The following is a 17,415-nucleotide window of genomic DNA, read 5'->3' as shown; positions in this document are numbered from 1 at the left end:
AGCTCATCGCAATCCATTTAAAAACACTCTGTACCAGAGCCATTTGATTAGTCTTCAAATGTATATTCAAATGCTTCTCCAGTACCAAGAGCATCTTTCAAAGTTAGATGACCAAATAGATGCCCTGGCAGAAGAAATAGAAGAATATAAGATTAGACAATCGATCCCTGGAATAGGAGGGAAAATCGCGGCAACGATAATTTCCGAAATCGGAGAGATCGAACGGTTTAATCATCCTAAAAAACTAGTGGTCTTCTCTGGTATTGATCCGAGCGTTCATTCATCTGGTAAGTTCACAGCAACAATTAATCGGATTAGCAAGAGAGGATCCAGTCGATTGCGTCATGCCTTATATATGGGAGCCCTCTGTGGGATTCGTAGTTCTCGCAATAAACGGCTTAGAGAGTTTTATGATCGCAAACGAGAAGAAGGAAAACCCTTCAAAGTAGCTATGATTGCTTGTACTAATAAGCTGGTTCATTGGATTTTCATTCTTTTGAAAAGAAAAGAGACTTTCCTAGATTTAGCTTAAGGGATATAATTAAGTAATTAATCCAAAACCTTCCAATAAGATAAAGGAAGGTTATTTGGCATGTTTATTTTTAGTATATCATTTTGTTTTAAAAATTTTTATAGAAAAATATTGACTTCTATTAGCTGGTTTAGTTTAATAAACCGAATGACACCTTATTCCACTAACGAGGCAGGATAATTGAATAAGAAGAATGGGTAAAGATAAAACTTAATGCGAGAGTTCAATAGAAATGAGGGAACTTTGTTGAAGCAAGTAAAGTTAATTGTAACAACATCAAGTTTGGTAATTTTAATTATAGGTCTAATCTTAATATTTAATTTTGCAAGTCGTAGTGAAAGACCAATATTGGCTATATTATTAGGGGCATCTATAATTATTTGCCAACAGATAACTTTGAAAATTTTAAAGAATAAGTTTAATAAACGATATTGAACTAACGGAGAGCAATAGTTGAAGAAGCCTTTGGTGCTGCGGCGCTAAAGGGGGAAGATTTTGAAAAAGAAATGCCATAATTATTAGAGTAAACTAAACAGGAAAAATTGAATAAATACAAAGATATTTATTGCATATCTGGAGGGCGTAATGTGAGTTTTTATTTTTATTACTATTCAAATGTACTTAAAAGGAACTTTATGTTAGTCATAATGGCATCAGTTTTATTAGTGTTAACCTTCTTTATATGGGCTGGTATTCCCGTTTATATAATCGGTGGTGCAGTAGGGAAATTTAGCTCTAACTTAGTAATTATTCATCTTTGCATCTCACTATCAGCGGGAATCTTGTTTTCTTTGTATTTTTTGCCAATTAATCTAATAGTTGCTAAAAATGTAGCTGAGACAATGGCACGTAGTTCAATGAATTCTTTTATACGAATACAAATAATGTGGATAATAGCATGCTCTTTAATTTTTCAAATAATTCTTATTATAGCTATTCAACTATAGAGAAGCGTTAGTGCAATAAGTAGATGCCCTTTACTAAATTTCAAGTTATAATTAGTCGTTTTCAATTAAGGAAGAAGGTTATGATCTTGAATTTTTTCAGAAAAAACCGTATGAAATTTATAGTAATTGGTTTCTTATTACTTTTTTTATCTATCATCGTAGCTGTGAATTGGACGGATAAAAAAGAAGTATCTGAGAATTTCGCAAAACAATTATTTGAATATCCCTTACCTCCGCAAACAGAAATTATAGAAAAAGAACAAGTGAACGGAAAGGGAGTTGTGTCTGGAAATGGAGGATATTGGGGAGTAATTGCTTCCATTCATCTGCAGACTACATTAAGCAAAGAAGATATCTTGTCTTATTATCAAGGAGCCGGGTTATTTACTTATCCTGATAGTACTAAAAAGGGTGTGGAACTTGAAATTTACTTTGAAGATGATGTTCAAAAAATAAAAATCTCAGAAGGCTACTACTTTAGGTCATCGGATGGAGGAACGAGATTTTTAAAAAATTATTCCGAAAACAATCAACAAAACTTAATTAATAATAGAGACGAAATAAAGTACGTAGTACAGATTACAAATGACTTTGACTATTTTCCTAAGCTTGATTAAAGATTAATTTGTACATTAGAGGTAAAGAAGCCATTTATAAAAGTCAGGGAATTCTGTAACATTTTCCGCAAGATATAACACACACTTCTTCGGAAACTTTGTTTACCATTCTATTTTTTGGTGGATAATCCCTTCTTCCACTGATAGGTGCTTTACTTCAATAACGATCTTCCACAAACAGGCGCTTTACTTGAACAAGGCGAATGCAACCTTGTTTCACGAACGTGGCAGTAATATTGAAGAAACATAAGTTATTTTAAAAGGGAGAGAAAATATGGCACAATCACTAATCTTTGATATGGATGGTACGCTATTTCAAACAGATAAGATACTGGAATTATCACTGAATGATGCTTTTAGCCGTTTACGGTCATTAAATACATGGGATAAGGAAACGCCTATTGATAAATACCGTGAAATTATGGGGGTTCCTTTACCAAAAGTATGGGAGACTTTGTTACCTAATCATTCCGTTGAGGAAAGAGAACAAACGGATGCTTATTTTCTAGAAAGACTAATTGAAAACATAAGAAGTGGGAAAGGTGCTTTATATCCTAACGTAAAAGAAGTCTTTAGTTATTTAAAAGAGAATGATTGCTCAATGTACATAGCAAGCAATGGTTTGATGGAATATTTAAAAGCGATTGTCAGTTATTATCATTTGGATGAATGGGTTACGGAAACATTTAGTATTCAACAAATTAAATCGTTGAATAAATCGGATTTGGTCCAGAGTATTATCAAAAAATACGGAATCACTAATGGAGTAGTAGTTGGAGACCGACTTTCAGATATAAATGCAGCCAAACATAATGGTTTAGTTTCAATTGGATGCAACTTTGACTTTGCACGAGAAGATGAACTTTCTCAAGCTGATATCGTAATTGACGATTTGACAGAGCTAAAAACAACATTACCTAAATTACACAAATAGCTATTCAACTATTGGAGAGCGTTAGTGCAACAAGATAGTTGCCTAATAGTCCTAATTCTTATCGATTCTATCTTCAACAATCAGGCGCAATTCTGTAATAAGAATGCGCCCTTTCTTTATGTATAGGGCCAGTTTGTATTATAACTCCGTCTTCAAAATTGGATATTTATGTTAAACGCAAAAGTATGTACTTAAACTAACCAACAGGTTAACTTAAGAAGGTAATGTATAATCGCGTGGCATGGCTTCATTGTTCAATTATAGGAGCAGTTTACTTCAATAAGGACTTCGCTTGCTAATAAAAACGAGAAAGAAAATAATTTTATATTACCAATAAATGATATGACCTATAGGCAGAAATATACTTCTGCTAATTTTTTTTGTGATTTTTGTAACAAAACTTACTTTACTTAGTCTTACTTATGAAAGGAGGTAAAAATGTGACAGAGTTTGAGAGTATATACAACCAATATTTCCGAGATGTTTACTCGTTTGTATTATCGTTAAGTCTTAATGAAAAGATTGCTGAAGAAATAACGCAAGAAACATTTTTCAAGGCTTTAAAAAGCATTGAAAAATTCAATGGTAGTTGCAAACTCAATGTATGGCTTTGTCAAATAGCCAAAAACACATACTTTACTTATCTCGATAAACAAAAGCGATATGATACAAACGATATACCGGAAGAAATAAACGAAAATAGTATTGAATCAATGATAGTGAATAAGGAAGAAACCTTCCGTTTACATAAGGTCTTACATTCCTTAGAAGAGCCTTATAAAGAAGTTTTTACATTAAGAGTATTTGGAGAACTGCCCTTTAAAGAAATAAGTCAACTTTTTGAGAAAACAGAGAGTTGGGCAAGAGTCACGTTTCACCGATCTAAAGGAAAAATTCAAGATTTGTTGAAGGAGGAATAAGAATGAGTAAAGTGTCATGTGAAATAATTAAAGATATGCTCCCGTTGTATTACGACAGTATATGTAGTGATGATAGCAAAAGAATGGTAGAAGAACACCTTTCAAAGTGTAATAACTGCAAAATGGAATTAGAAAAAATTCAAAGTGAAATCCATATTCCAGAAAAAAATATTATTGAAAATAGGAAGGATAGCAATGTCATAAAAAGTATATCTACTTCTTGGAAAAGATTACGGTTAAAGTCCCTTATTAAAGGTGGAATAATAGGTGCACTATTGATAACAACAATCATTTTAGGATATGTGGGCTTGTTTAATTGGGAAATCACCAGCGTTGGCACAGATGTAGTGGAAATTAGCGATATAAGTGAAATGGAAGATGGAAAATTCGTATATTATGCCGAAATAAACGATGGATATAGTTTAAATAGAATAAAATACGATATGGATAATGAAGGAAACTTTTATATAACCCCACTACGTCCAATATTAAAGAAAGAATCACAACCTCCATATGCATTGGAAAAAGGGTATGATTTTATAGATATAAAGGAACAAGAATTAGTCCGTGGCAAGGAGATTAAAACAATTTATTATGGTACACCCAAAGATAAAATTTTAATTTGGGAAAAGGGAATGGAATTGCCAAAGACAAGTGAAGAAGTAAAGAATAACTTTGGATTTTAATAGGATAGATAGAATTTGTCTTTTGTTATTCAGCTAACGGAGAAGCTTTAGTTCTGTAAACAAGCTGCCCTTTAGTACCTACTCCTATGGATTATATCTTTAACAAACAGGCGCAATAGTTGCACGAGCTTAGCACTCTTTATGTTGCTGTTGAAGTGCTAAAGGGTACGAATCTTCAATAAGGGATTTGCTTATTTCAAAGTAAAGAGGCAGGTTTGTTAAATAAACAGGTGAAATTTAATAGATAAGGAAGGAGATACCAAGTTGAAAAAAACTGTTTTATTTATTCATAGTGCTGGTCCACAAGACCGGGAACAAGGAAGTAGCAATCTGTCAGCATATTTAGAAAAAGAACTTAGGAATAAATATCAATCTGTTTTTCCTAAGATGCCTAATCCAAAAAATCCAGAGTATGTATTATGGAAGAATCAGCTTGAAAAAGAATTGAATATGCTTAACGAAGAGGTGGTTTTAGTTGGTCATTCGTTGGGTGGTTCTGTTTTATTAAAGTACCTTTCTGAAGAATCATGTAATCTAACTATCGTTGGTTTGTTTATTATCGCTTCACCATACTGGGGGTTAGATGAAGATTGGCAGTCGAAAGATTTCACGCTCCAAAGTAATTTTGAAGAAAATCTACCTGCAATACCTAACCTGTTCCTTTATCACAGTCGTGACGAAGATATCGTACCTTTTACACATCATAAAACCTATGCAGAAAAACTTCCACAAGCATCCTTACGAGAACTTGAAGGCAGACAACATTTATTCCATTTCCATAAAGGATTACCTGTATTGGTGAATGATATAGAGAGCTTGTAATTTGTTCAGTTAAAACCTTTTATATGGGGACAGCGTGTTGAATAATTTCATAGAAACTTATTACTGGTAAGTTGGTGATAGGGTTTGTGAAGTATTCGGTTAGAAGTTATTAAATTTTTGGACAGAATTTGAATGTGGAAATTCTTTAAATAGGGATGCTTCGGTGTAAGATGCTAGCTGCCCTTTAGCACTTAATTCCTATTGATTATATCTTCAACAATCAGGCGCAAATCTGTAATAAGAATTGCGCCCTTTTCTTATGAATAGGGCCAATTGTGGAGTGATGTCATAGTACATAGTAGACTGTATACTGTGTAATAATTATCTTCCCTCGAGCAAAAAGTGTTGGTACCGAACAAGGCATGGGTTGAATGTGTATATGCCGTTTCGATGAGGCAGGTACTTATTTAATCGGTTCAGATATAAATTTAGATAAGGGACAGAAAATTGACGACAGTCTTACAGATAAATGTAAAATCTATCAGCTTGATATCAACAATATGGCAGTTAAAGCAGTTATGGAGGAGTAAGAAGGTCAGTAGTACTGAGATTTGTAGCATTTGCAATCATATAATTAAGGAGAAGTTAATAAATGATGAACCCACTAGAGTCACCCCTTTTTTTAAATAGTTATAGTGTCTCATACAATGGATTTGAAAATAATGATTTGGTTTTATCAATGTTATACTCCAAAGAGACTATTATTTTGCATTATTTGGTACTTAAACAAAAAAACAAAGAAAACTATATGATATGCGGTTTTGATTTCATTAGAGGATCAATTATTCCTGTAGAGATTAGGAATATAGGTAGTGTTCTTAGAAACTTAAGGGATTTCTTAAATAGTGAATATAACACTATAAATATAGATATTGAGTCTATTGACGAAATTGTAGAACATTTTGAGAAGGAGAAAATAAAAAAAGGATTTGATACATATAAATCGTTATCAATCATGACATCAACACAGCGAAATATAATAAGTGGGAGCTGTGAGACATACAGTAATGGTAAATTAATACGACCTCATAAATCTTTACTTATCTCAAATAGAAGTGGTTTAGTTTTTGGGAAATTTGAATTTAAAAGTAAACAAGATATTGTCCAAGGTTTGAAAAATATACATCTTTCTGAGGATTGGGTAATCAGGTATTGGATAAATGGTAGTTCTATAGAATCAGCAGGTACAATATATGAAGTGAAAAAAGGTACAGATGGAATCACTATTTTTCTAAGCTCGTTTATTCATGAATTAAGTAAAAAGAAGATGGATTTCCTCTCTTATCAAAGTCCTGATCCACATTCACCAGTACAGGCGATTTTAAGGAGTTCCGGGATATTAAAGGAACAAATTAAAATAGAGGGGTTTGGAAAAAAATTCATTCCTTACCTTGTGTTGCTTCCAATAGAAAATCTGCTGTTAGATAATTCCGAATTTGGTTTGGGGGTTATAACCTTTTTAACTAAAGACCATGCTTTTGATATGTATAAGGGATTTGAGGAGAAATATAATCACAATTTACTTGGTCAGTTTGACACTTTTGCTCAAACAATTGTCGAATCAGATAACGCATATGATGCCTATTTGTTAGGGAGACAAAAAGTACAAGATGCAATTGATATGATAATTTTACTGTCCAAAAATGAGAGAGTGTATAGTTTTTACAACTTAGGTAATGAGCTCAATGAATGGAACAGATTACGATTATATCAAAATCCTAAATGCTCTTCACTCTATTATATAGAAAATATAATAGGCTTAGAATATATTTTAGGTGATTCTAAAAACACGTGGGAAAATAATTCTTTAAGTGTCGATTCCCAATTTGAAAAAATGTTTAGAGAATTGGATTGGTTTGAAGAAAAACTGCATAAAAAACACGACGGACAGCATTCAATTTTAGACAAGCAGCTATTTAATGCGTTAAAGTGGTTGAATAGAAGTTGGAAAGCAGAAGATATAGAAGATAAGGTTATATATACAAACATATCTATGGAATTTTTGGTTGATAAAATAGAAACCGCCCCTTTTTTACCTGATGAAATTATTAGGGAGTTCAAAAAATTATTGAAGCAACTGTTAAAAGAACAAAGTAATACTTTTACAGAAGAATATTCGCAAAAAATAAAAGATAAAAGTTTAGGTAAACTGAAAGATCCGCCTTTAAAAATTAAAATGCAAACCTTGATTCGACAATTTGCTATCCCTATAACAGATGAAGATTTCAGTAAGTTTTGGAAGGTTAGAGACTATCGAAACGATTTGGTACATGGAAAGAATGAATTACAAATAAATCCAGAATACGTTTTGATTGCAAATATACTATTAGGTGAGTTTATTGTTTATAGATTAAGAAGCATGGAAGAGGGTGATTGATATAAATACTTTAGTAGCTTCCTATCATTTCGGAGATAAAATATCAAAAACCTCTTTTGGAAGGACACTTCACCTAAGATATAACGACATAAAGAGTAAATTATCACCGGAAACCTGGTCACTATATCAAAATGGGATTAATACATGTTCATTTCAACACTATTATAGTTTTGGACTTGCCTATAAGAAAATTGAGGCTGTATGTTCAGAAAAAGAGGGATATTTTCAAAAACATCTTACTGAATTACAAGATTGTAGCGAGGTGCATTCATTAATTAAGGATGGGGATCAACTCGGAAGGGATTTGGAAAATTCGCTTCATCAAATGTTTGCAAGGCTACCTTCAAAAAATATTTCCGGAACATTTAATTCTTTAGATTTATATAGAGCTTGGATGAATGTTTTTTTCCAATTGCAAAGCACCAAATTATTTAGTTACCTACGCCAACATAAAGCTAATATAGAAAATAAACAAGGCAATGTTCAAGAATTTATGGAATCAAAAGAGGTAATTCCCTTTTCAAGACATAACAGAATAATTATTCGGAAATTAGCAAAAAAGGGGACGGATAAAGATATCATGTACTCTTTGGAATTCTTTGATAGTCTTAGAAATTCAGTTCTTCAAGTTATTTTTGAAACCCATTTTAAGCTAAACAAAAATGAGATAGTTGAATATAGAGAAAAGGAACGAAATAAAGTTCGTGTTTTTTCTACAAAGGTATTTGGCACGGAGGCTTTTAAATATCAAGGGAATTTTATATTGCTATTTGAAAACAATACACTACAAGATATCGGTTTGATCAAAAGAAGAGTAGGAAGAAACTTGGAAATGGGTGATAAATCTATTTCTACCATTGAGGGCCTATTATATCCAAAATCCGATTATAATCTTTTTGTACGAGATCTTCCAAATTAATTTAAGAGCCTTCCTGGAATGGTAAGAAAAGGAGGGGGTGTTAATACTACTCTATCCCTTAACTTTGTCTTGATTGAAAAAATCCCGATACGTCTTATCAACAATCAGGCAAGCTTGTAGAAAGATAAATTTGTTAAAATAAGTCTCAATGTATAAATATATAAGGGATAAATGCTCATGTTTTGCTCATGTCTGTATGTGTATTCAGCATGTTTTATTTGTTTCGATTGAGTAAAAAGGCTATTATATCAAGGTTTATGTAACGTGTTTCACTATAATTAACGGGTTAATAGATGGGGGGAATGCTGTAAGCATTTATTATTATTCACTTTAAAGAAGCCTATCAATAATGTAAATGCAGTACTGGAGGAGTTGCATTTAATTATCTAAATTTTATTTGACCACACACTTATTTTTCTAGGTTAAACTTATTTAACTCATTTGTTTTTCGGACGCTCAAAAACGTTGATTTACCAGACTTCCTTTAACGTATTTAATTTGGTTGAACTCCGTTTATTTCAACGATTCCATCTGGCAGCGTGGAGGTCAGGGGTTCGAGCCCCCTTGGCTCCACCATACATATGTTATCAACGACGCTATTCTTCGTCTTTTCGAGGAATGGTGTCGTTTTTTTGGTTGAACAATTCTAAGAGATGTAATATTTTTAGGTGTTTAATCTTTCATAAAACATATTGAAGACAAGAGTATTTTTATTGTTATTAAATGTTTTTGAAGGAGGGATAAACGTGCAAAGGAAAAAGGTGTTTATCGATCTGATGAATATTGCAGACAGAATGAGCCACTAGTAGAACTATTCTTTTATGGAATAGAGCAAAGCCATAGCGAAAATGCTTTCTGTTGACTGCAAGTTAAGTCATTGGTGGTGACGGACTACTGAAATTGCACTGTCTTAGGTAAAGTAGAGTAGCCCTTTTACTGTGTGGCAAATTGTTTGTCAAAGTTTCTTATTTTGTATTTTACTGATAGTTAATTGCAAGCCAATGATGACAGAATGTTTACCACTTCATACCTTCTGGATAGTCAAAGATATAAAAGCATAGTTTTTGGAGCGAAAATCTTATAGTTATTATATATATTTGATTGACTGTCAATAAGATCAGTCCTCCACAAACGGGCCAGATCATGGAATAACTCTTGTATTACATAGTAGACTGATACTGATCAACAAATTATCCTATTCGGTTAATGAAGTTCATACATCCGTTAAGAAATACATGTACTATTACAATACAAATAGGAATCAAAGAAGATTAGAAGGACTTCACCAATACAGTATTTCAATCGTGATGGTCTCATAAAGAGAAGAATGGATAGATAACCCCATGAGGGGTAAGCACAGCTTTATATGGAGAGGCGGGCATGGATAACCTTTAAGGTGTGACCAACTTTTTGCATCTCGTTGGTCTTTGATTGAGAAATCATGCCCGCATAGGCTCCATGTCAGGATCTTGACGAGAAATAATATCCCGATTTATATACGAACATTTGTCGAATCATTTACTGTCCGAAAAATTGGGTATTGCCAATGGCACCGAGCTAAGGAGACACGAACTCCGCACTCCATAGCACCCACCAACCTCCCCCGACAAAAATGGTATAATAGACGTATTCTTATAGAATGGGGGGAGGCTTCTATGTTGGACTCGTGGAAAGATAAATGGAAGAGGTGGATGGTTCGTTCGTTGGAGGGGATTGTAGGCAAATTAAAAGACCCTCCTGTTACACCCTTATATGATGACCTGACGCCTAATGATGATATTGATAAGGATGGCATTTATGCTGGGGCCATTCGGTCTGGCTTAGAAAATGATAAGGTACAAAACATTGCGATTACCGGTCCGTATGGCTCGGGAAAAAGTAGTATTTTGAGAACCTTTGAGAAAAATCACAACCAGACCTATCACTTTTTGAACATTTCGCTTGCAACCTTTGGTATTAAAACCAACACACCATCTGGCAATAACGAAGGTGGGGGCGGCCAGGAGGAAAAACGCGCGTTAGAAAAGAGTATCCTTCAGCAAATGATATACAGAGTCAGGGATAGCACTATCCCATTCTCTAGGTTCAGAAAGATTAAACATATGAAGAGTATACAAACGATTCAGCAGCTCTTCTTATTTCTCGCGTTTATTGCAGGGGGTATCTATTTTTTTGTCCCAAATCTATTTGGGACACTCTATGAAAATACCGTGCTCAACCAGAGTGAGGAAACGATGTCATTAATCGGCTCTATTCTATTGCTCGTTTTCATTAGCGTCTATGGGTTTTTCCTATTAAAACATATGTATCGTTTTTTGCGTGGCAACCTCAATTTTAATAAGGTAACAATTGCGAATGCTTCACTAGAAATGGATAAAACCAAGGATGAGAATTCGATTTTTGATAGGTTCATTGATGAAATCCTTTATTTCTTTCAAGCAACTAAATATGATGTTGTGCTATTTGAGGACCTAGATCGGTTTGATAGTCTCGATATTTTTGAACGGTTAAGGGAGCTCAATGCACTTATTAATAATTCCGAGCTTGTAAAAAGGCGCGTGGTTTTTATTTATGCAATCAAGGATGATATCTTTGGCCAGATCGATACGGTTGAACATAGCCGCAGCCGGACAAAGTTTTTTGATTTCATCATCCCGGTAATACCAATTGTACATGCTTCCAATTCCGTGGAGGTGTTACGTGACAGATTAATAGAGTCTCCATATATGCACGATATAGATCCGAATTTTCTTCAGGATGTCAGCCTCTATGTCGATGATATGCGGATTCTAAAAAATATTTATACGGAGTTCGATATTTATAAGAAAAAACTTGGGAGAGACCTCGAGCTTGATACGAACAAGCTGTTCGGGTTGATCATTTATAAAAATCTGTATCCAGTTGATTTTTCCCAACTCCAATATAATCAGGGACTCGTCTATCAAATGATAAAGCAGAAGGATGCGATCATTGAGCAACAATTGACGGTGTTTGATGACAGAATAAAACAGATGGAGCAGAAAATTGAAGCGGCTAAGGCAGAACAGCTGGTTTCTATCGAGGAATTGCAGCAGATCTATTTACATAGCTTGAGCGCTAGAATAGGAAATTATAATCAGTATATTCGACTTAACAATACTAACTTTGGGAACAACGCAAAAATTCCGGCGAGTTTTTTTGAACAATTAAAGAATGCGACAAACGTCAGCTATAACATCGGAAATGGCACTAAAACCGCCACTATCGATGAAATCGCAACAGTGTTTGGCTCGAAAGACAATTACTTTGAAAGGGAAACGAGCATTGAGTTAAAAAAAGAAGACAAACTGGAGGCCTTTAAGCAGCAACTCCCGCAATTAAAACGCGAGAAAACGGAAGTCCATGATCTATCCTTAAAAGAATTGATTGCAAAAAGTGACAAGGAGGTATTCCCAGCAGAACTGTTGGATAAAGTTCTACTCGTTTATCTCTTGCGGCATGGATATATCGATGATACGTACCATCATTATATTTCCTATTTCTACCCGGGTAGTCTGACCAAAAGGGATATGGACTTTATTCTTAGCGTTAAAAATTATAAGGCTCGTGACTTCTCGTATTCCTTGCAGCATGTCGAAAAAATTATGTCACGCCTAAGATTCAGTGAATTTAAACAGGCAGAAATACTCAATTTTGATTTGTTGGATTTTATCCTAGAGAAAGACCAGTATCAGGAACATTTCAAGCTGATCCTGTCTCAATTGACGAACGAAAAGGACACGTCCTTCCAATTCATAACTGGGTTTAAGGAAAGAACAACACATAAACAATCATTTATAAAATCGCTTTGTCATCACTGGGATAACATGTGGGTGTATATCGAGCAAGTATCTAACCTATCAGATGAGGAGATTCAAGTCTTTTTAGCTGACATCCTGCTTTTCGCTGATGTTGTCGATATCGAGGAACTCAATAAAGAGGACAAGCTGGCAGCCTATCTTGCAGAGCTTGATGATTATCTCAAGGTGTCAGAGGATTTACCATCTGTAAAAGAACAAGACATTCTCGCCAGGCTCCAGGTCAAATTTACAAATACAGCGCACCTCAGACCGAAAGAGGAATTGTTTACTTATGTTGTGGAGGGAAATCTCTATCAAATTAATAAGCAAACACTGTCTGATATTTTACAGGGAAAAGTTAGCAACTTAACTTATTCTGCTATAGAGGATGCAAATGTGGAAAAGGTGCTTGCTTACATCGACCAGAATATAAATGTGTTTGTCATGGAGGTTTTATTGGATCAAGAAATCAGCCAGGAGACAGAGGCGGCAATCATAGAGTTATTAAATAGAAACTATCTTGATAAGGGCTTAAAGGAGCGCATTATTGACCAGCAAGCCTTGCTGATTCAAGATATCACCGAGGTCGATCAAGAATTGTGGAAGGTTTTACTAGAAAAAGATAAACTCACTATCAGCTGGCACAATGTTTTTCATTATTTCAAAGTGGGACAAGCTTTTGATGAGACAATGATTGACTACCTAAATGATCCCTACCACGCCGAGGAGCTTGCTAAGTACCGTTTAGAAGATGAGGATGCGATGGAGAAAGACGACTGCCTCATACTATCGGAAGAGATCATGAAATTAGAGGAGATTGAGAATGCTTCGCTTGAAAAGTTAGCAGCCAGTATCACAAAGTGGAGCTCCTATCCCACAGATGAATTACCTGAAGCTCGCGTAAGAATCTTGATTGAAAATAAGGTACTATCTTTAACAGTGAAAAACTATGAGAATATTAAAGCGAATCACTCGGGCTTACATTTGTTTTTAATCGAAGAAAATATAGCGAGGTTTGTCAACCATCAGGACGATTATGTCCTTAATCTAGAGGAAATCGAAACGTTATTCCACTCCGATGTTCCCGATACCCACAAAACCAAACTGATGAAACAAATCGATCCTGCTATCTTATCAGAGTCAGAGGAGGCGCTCGATTTCGCGGAGGAAGTAGCCGAGTTTATCGTCCATCAGGGTGTGGAGGCTGGTGCAGCATTAACAGACGCTCTGTTTGCCTTCGATATGGCAAAGAAATGCAAGGTGATGCTTTTAACGAGCCAGGTGAAAACCTTAGAACAGGAAAAGATCACAGAGCTACTACAATTGATCGGCCCCCCTTATGCTGCCATCACGGAAGGTGGAAAAAGACCAGCCATTGCCAATAACGACCTGAATCAAACACTACTAAATGAGTTGGATAGAAAAGACTACATCTCACAGTTTAAACCAGAAGAGAAAAGACTTAGGGTGTTTACGTATACGAGGTAAAGGGGAGTGGGGAGGGCTCCTTTTTTCTGTCACATGGACGCTCTGAATTAGTTCATTTCCATTACTCTGATCGATATTACAAACATCTCAATTAATTTTTTGGATCTTATTAAAAACTTCAAAAAACTCCTTTATAACTTAAGGGAAATTAATTAACAAAACAGTCAGTTTACTGCATAGTCCAACGATACTGTGCAGTAGGATATGATCTTCAACAAACAGGCGCTATTCTGTAATAAGAATTGTGTCCTTTCTTTGTGTATAGGGCCAGATTGTCGCAGATTAGTGTGATTTTTTATAAGAAAATCAACACAAATAAAAGTGCTAATTGGAAAATTTATGTTAACATGATACTAGAAAATATAAGAATTTGTGAAATATTTCACTTAAACTCCCTCAGTGTGATTGTTATATCTCTTGAATGCTCACTTATTCGCAGGATTCCATAACCCTTCATAAGGGACCAGCGGAGGAATGGAATGAGTGATGATGGTTAAGGCTACATGAAGGCGTGCTCGAATAAAGGAGTTAGATGAAACTCCATTTTTTACCATATACTGCACGTATTCTCCACGCCGCCCCTGGAGGCTAGCCCTCCCATGTCTCAACGGGTCTTATAAAATAAGCCCTCTCATTCCTTCGTCACGCCTATCCAAGGGGTGGAGGCCGGTTTTGCTATAGGTATGGGTCATAGCCCTTTTGTTTAAGTCATCCAGTACTCCGTGCTTTCTTTGGATCCTGCGAATAAGCCAACATTCAAATTTTTAATAAGGTAATTAGGGTATAAAATAAATCTGTCTTCGTCATTATGCAGCTATAGAAGTTGAAGGTTGTACTTTTTCTGGGCAATAGGATTCATTGCGACGGGCCATGCTTACCAATATTCTTGCTAGTTTACCGATCAATTTCATGATAGATTTCATCCCCTTCATTTTCTTAACATGAATATTATTGTAGTGAAGATCTTTGAACTCAGGGTTGTTCATGACAAGACTCATGGTTGCTAAGTAAAGAAAGCGCCGTAGGCGGGATCTTCCTCGTTTAGAGATCACCACTTTTCCATTCCACTTACCAGAACTTGCCTCTACTAGATGTAAACCTGCATGTCGCAATAAAGCATTCCCATGGGCGAATCCACTTAGATCACCAGCTTCACCTAATATGCCAGAAAGTGAGATTTGACTAATACCTTTCATGGCCAGTAGTTTCATAGCGAAAGGGATTTGGTTCAAGCACTCCGTGACTTCCTGTTCAACTCTTTCGAGTTGTATGGAAGCAAGATCGTATTCCTCTAGCAATTGTGATAAGTGAAAGGTGTACGCATCAAGTGCTGTCTGGCTCCCGATAGATTCTTTAGCCAATTCACTTAGTAGACGGGCTTTTCGGAACCCAGGCTGTCTTTTCATGGTGGATCTCCAACCTTGAACAATGTCTTCCGGAGATAAGCTTTTAAGTTCTCCTGGAGTAGGAAATAACCGAAGTGTGGCAATGGCTCCTTTACATGTCACGTTTTTGAAAACTTCTCGCAACTCAGGGAAGACGACATCTACCCAGCGATTGATTTGGTTCACAGAACTGACCAGTCGTTTGACAACAACGTCTCGATTCGACATCAATACTTGGAGCTTTTCGAAGGATTCAGGCGTCTTGTAAATGAAGGCATAGTAGCCGTTTTTGACCATATCAGCGATGACGAGTGCATCTTTTTTATCACTCTTTGATTGAGTATTATCCCTATTTTCTTTATTTCTTTTGACTAAATAAGGGTTGACTGTGACAGCCTCAATGGTTTGATTTAATAACCATTTAGACAAGTTCGTCCAGTAATGTCCCGTTGGTTCCATCCCAACGATCGTAGATTGTAAGTTGTTTTTACGTTTTAACTCGTTGATCCAAACTTTTAACCTATGAAATCCATCCTCATTATTTTCAAAGGATAGGGGATCACCTACAACAATACCGCGGAAATTCACTGCACGAGCCACATGAATATGTTGGGCAATATCAACACCAACAACGAGATGACTGTCTGAAATTCTTTCAATCAATTGATTTTGTTTGTTTTGCATTTTATACTTCATATAGAGCTTCCTCCTTAGAATGATTTGTGTTCGTGTCTATAATCATTTTACTGAGGGGCTCTTTTTTTATCAAACCTGATAAATAACGATCTACAGGAATGCTATAGGGGAGAATCCTTCCACAAAGGATTCCGTTCTTCTTATTGAACATACACACCCCAGTGGAACAAGAATGATGAAAAACCAGCTCACTTTTTTGGTGGATTTGACCGATAAACCGTAGTTATAAAAAATTGAATCATGCAAATCAGAAATGGGGATATAAAAAGCGAGCGCTTATTTAGAATCGCTCGCATCAAAAAATTTTAGTAATGTTTAACGAAAGCTGTACCGACAATAATTAACAAAATGAATAAGACTACAATTAACGCAAAACTAGAGTCTTTTTTACATCCATAATCACCCATTAGTAAACCCCCCTTTCGTAAGGGATAGTACATCTGTAACTGCTAAACTAAAATGGACAGTTTTTGCTCGATAAAACTGAACACTTTCTGCTCAAATCTCCACCAATCAGTTATTATAAGAAAGTATAAAAATAACTGAGAGTTGGGGGATCAGGAAGGTGTGGAAAATAGAAGTGATTGTGGAAGTGCACCAATTGAAAAGACAAGGTTTTAAAGTTGCTGCTATTGCTCGTAAATGTAATTTATCGAGAACAACAGTCTATGAATATCTTGAAAGGGATTTTGAAGAAGCGTGTAGGTGGGTGGAGAATTTGAAGGTAAGACAACGGAAACTAGATCCTTTTCAGGATCAAATCTTAGGATGGTTAAAGGAACATCAAGATTTGTCAGCTTCACAAATTTCAGATTGGCTAGAAGAGCACTGCTCTTTTACCGAAGTTGGTGACAGTACTGTTCGGACTTATGTCAGAGAATTACGGGAAAAATACCATATACCTAAAACAGCTACATTCCGCAGTTACGAAGCAGTGGAAGAAATGCCAAAGGGAAAACAAACCCAGGTAGATTTTGGAGAAATAAAGATTAGAACGTTTGAAGGGAAATGGATAAAAATTTATGTAATTGCCTTTGTTCTATCTCACTCACGTTATAAATATGCAGAATGGCAGGATCGCATGTATAGACGGATGTCACACCTAAATCAATAAAAGTAAACGAATTTACTAAAGAGAGAAAGGAAAAAGCTTTCTATGTGACAGATTTTCTTATTAAAGTAACGGGAGCTTTCGTAATATAAGGTTAACCAGATTTTTCTGGTTGACCATTTTTTATATGGTTTTATTATAACAGTAGCCGGGGTAGAACGTC

Annotated in this window: 13 protein-coding genes; 11 read left to right on the top strand and 2 right to left on the bottom strand. The window is 35.3% G+C overall.

What is annotated here, in order from left to right:
• From CEF18_RS26570 to CEF18_RS26035, 10 genes are all read left to right on the top strand, one after another.
• A partial coding sequence (locus tag CEF18_RS26570; protein ID WP_223292385.1) for an IS110 family RNA-guided transposase occupies positions 1 to 532 on the top strand: 532 nt, incomplete at its 5' end.
• Between the two features lie 1,027 nt (positions 533 to 1,559).
• The gene (locus CEF18_RS16900) at positions 1,560 to 2,096 is read left to right on the top strand and encodes a hypothetical protein (RefSeq protein ID WP_223292384.1); all 537 of its coding nucleotides are present in this window, start codon (positions 1,560 to 1,562) and stop codon (positions 2,094 to 2,096) included.
• A gap of 274 nt (positions 2,097 to 2,370) precedes the next feature.
• A complete protein-coding gene (locus CEF18_RS16895) occupies positions 2,371 to 3,030 on the top strand; it encodes an HAD hydrolase-like protein (RefSeq protein ID WP_110937746.1) in 660 nt (219 codons plus the stop codon).
• 440 nt (positions 3,031 to 3,470) lie between these two features.
• On the top strand, positions 3,471 to 3,950 hold the full coding sequence (locus CEF18_RS16890) for an RNA polymerase sigma factor (protein WP_110937745.1): 480 nt from the start codon (positions 3,471 to 3,473) through the stop codon (positions 3,948 to 3,950).
• A 2-nt stretch (positions 3,951 to 3,952) separates the two neighbouring features.
• Positions 3,953 to 4,636, top strand: a complete 684-nt coding sequence (locus CEF18_RS16885) for a zf-HC2 domain-containing protein (protein ID WP_110937744.1) — start codon at positions 3,953 to 3,955, stop codon at positions 4,634 to 4,636.
• A 264-nt stretch (positions 4,637 to 4,900) separates the two neighbouring features.
• On the top strand, positions 4,901 to 5,458 hold the full coding sequence (locus tag CEF18_RS16880; protein ID WP_110937743.1) for an alpha/beta hydrolase: 558 nt from the start codon (positions 4,901 to 4,903) through the stop codon (positions 5,456 to 5,458).
• Positions 5,459 to 5,829: 371 nt separating this feature from the next.
• Positions 5,830 to 5,988 (top strand): hypothetical protein, encoded by a 159-nt coding sequence (locus CEF18_RS26040; protein WP_183041255.1) that lies wholly within the window; start codon positions 5,830 to 5,832, stop codon positions 5,986 to 5,988.
• A 62-nt stretch (positions 5,989 to 6,050) separates the two neighbouring features.
• Positions 6,051 to 7,835 carry a hypothetical protein gene (locus CEF18_RS16875; protein WP_110937742.1) on the top strand — a complete coding sequence of 595 codons (1,785 nt, stop codon included), beginning with the start codon at positions 6,051 to 6,053 and terminating at the stop codon, positions 7,833 to 7,835.
• Positions 7,828 to 8,754 carry a hypothetical protein gene (locus CEF18_RS16870; RefSeq protein WP_110937741.1) on the top strand — a complete coding sequence of 309 codons (927 nt, stop codon included), beginning with the start codon at positions 7,828 to 7,830 and terminating at the stop codon, positions 8,752 to 8,754. Before CEF18_RS16875 ends, CEF18_RS16870 begins: the two co-directional genes overlap by 8 nt.
• 1,655 nt (positions 8,755 to 10,409) lie before the next feature.
• Positions 10,410 to 14,060 carry a YobI family P-loop NTPase gene (locus CEF18_RS26035; RefSeq protein WP_190238702.1) on the top strand — a complete coding sequence of 1,217 codons (3,651 nt, stop codon included), beginning with the start codon at positions 10,410 to 10,412 and terminating at the stop codon, positions 14,058 to 14,060.
• Between the two features lie 806 nt (positions 14,061 to 14,866).
• Here CEF18_RS26035 and CEF18_RS16860 read toward each other — a convergent pair.
• Positions 14,867 to 16,141, bottom strand: a complete 1,275-nt coding sequence (locus tag CEF18_RS16860; protein ID WP_110935630.1) for an IS110 family RNA-guided transposase — start codon at positions 16,139 to 16,141, stop codon at positions 14,867 to 14,869.
• Between the two features lie 305 nt (positions 16,142 to 16,446).
• Positions 16,447 to 16,548: a YjcZ family sporulation protein gene (locus CEF18_RS16855; protein ID WP_110937740.1), complete on the bottom strand. Its 102-nt coding sequence runs from the start codon at positions 16,546 to 16,548 to the stop codon at positions 16,447 to 16,449.
• 158 nt (positions 16,549 to 16,706) lie between these two features.
• Between CEF18_RS16855 and CEF18_RS16850 the strand changes: the two genes are divergently transcribed.
• On the top strand, positions 16,707 to 17,255 hold the full coding sequence (locus CEF18_RS16850; RefSeq protein WP_223292383.1) for a helix-turn-helix domain-containing protein: 549 nt from the start codon (positions 16,707 to 16,709) through the stop codon (positions 17,253 to 17,255).
• Positions 17,256 to 17,415 lie beyond the last annotated feature (160 nt).

Origin of the sequence: Salipaludibacillus neizhouensis (assembly GCF_002886185.1) — a bacterium.
Classification (GTDB): Bacteria; Bacillota; Bacilli; order Bacillales; family Salisediminibacteriaceae; genus Salipaludibacillus; species Salipaludibacillus neizhouensis.
The sequence above is the reverse complement of the archived record's forward strand: the minus strand, read 5'-3'. Positions and strand labels throughout refer to the sequence as shown.

Excerpts from the sequence above, each read along its gene's own strand:
- CEF18_RS16900 (WP_223292384.1), top strand. The coding sequence starts at position 1,560 with ATGATCTTGAATTTTTTCAGAAAAAACCGTATGAAATTTATAGTAATT.
- CEF18_RS16895 (WP_110937746.1), top strand. The coding sequence starts at position 2,371 with ATGGCACAATCACTAATCTTTGATATGGATGGTACGCTATTTCAAACA.
- CEF18_RS16885 (WP_110937744.1), top strand. The coding sequence starts at position 3,953 with ATGAGTAAAGTGTCATGTGAAATAATTAAAGATATGCTCCCGTTGTAT.
- CEF18_RS26040 (WP_183041255.1), top strand. The coding sequence starts at position 5,830 with ATGTGTATATGCCGTTTCGATGAGGCAGGTACTTATTTAATCGGTTCA.
- CEF18_RS16875 (WP_110937742.1), top strand. The coding sequence starts at position 6,051 with ATGATGAACCCACTAGAGTCACCCCTTTTTTTAAATAGTTATAGTGTC.
- CEF18_RS26035 (WP_190238702.1), top strand. The coding sequence starts at position 10,410 with ATGTTGGACTCGTGGAAAGATAAATGGAAGAGGTGGATGGTTCGTTCG.
- CEF18_RS16860 (WP_110935630.1), bottom strand. The coding sequence starts at position 16,141 with ATGAAGTATAAAATGCAAAACAAACAAAATCAATTGATTGAAAGAATT.
- CEF18_RS16855 (WP_110937740.1), bottom strand. The coding sequence starts at position 16,548 with ATGGGTGATTATGGATGTAAAAAAGACTCTAGTTTTGCGTTAATTGTA.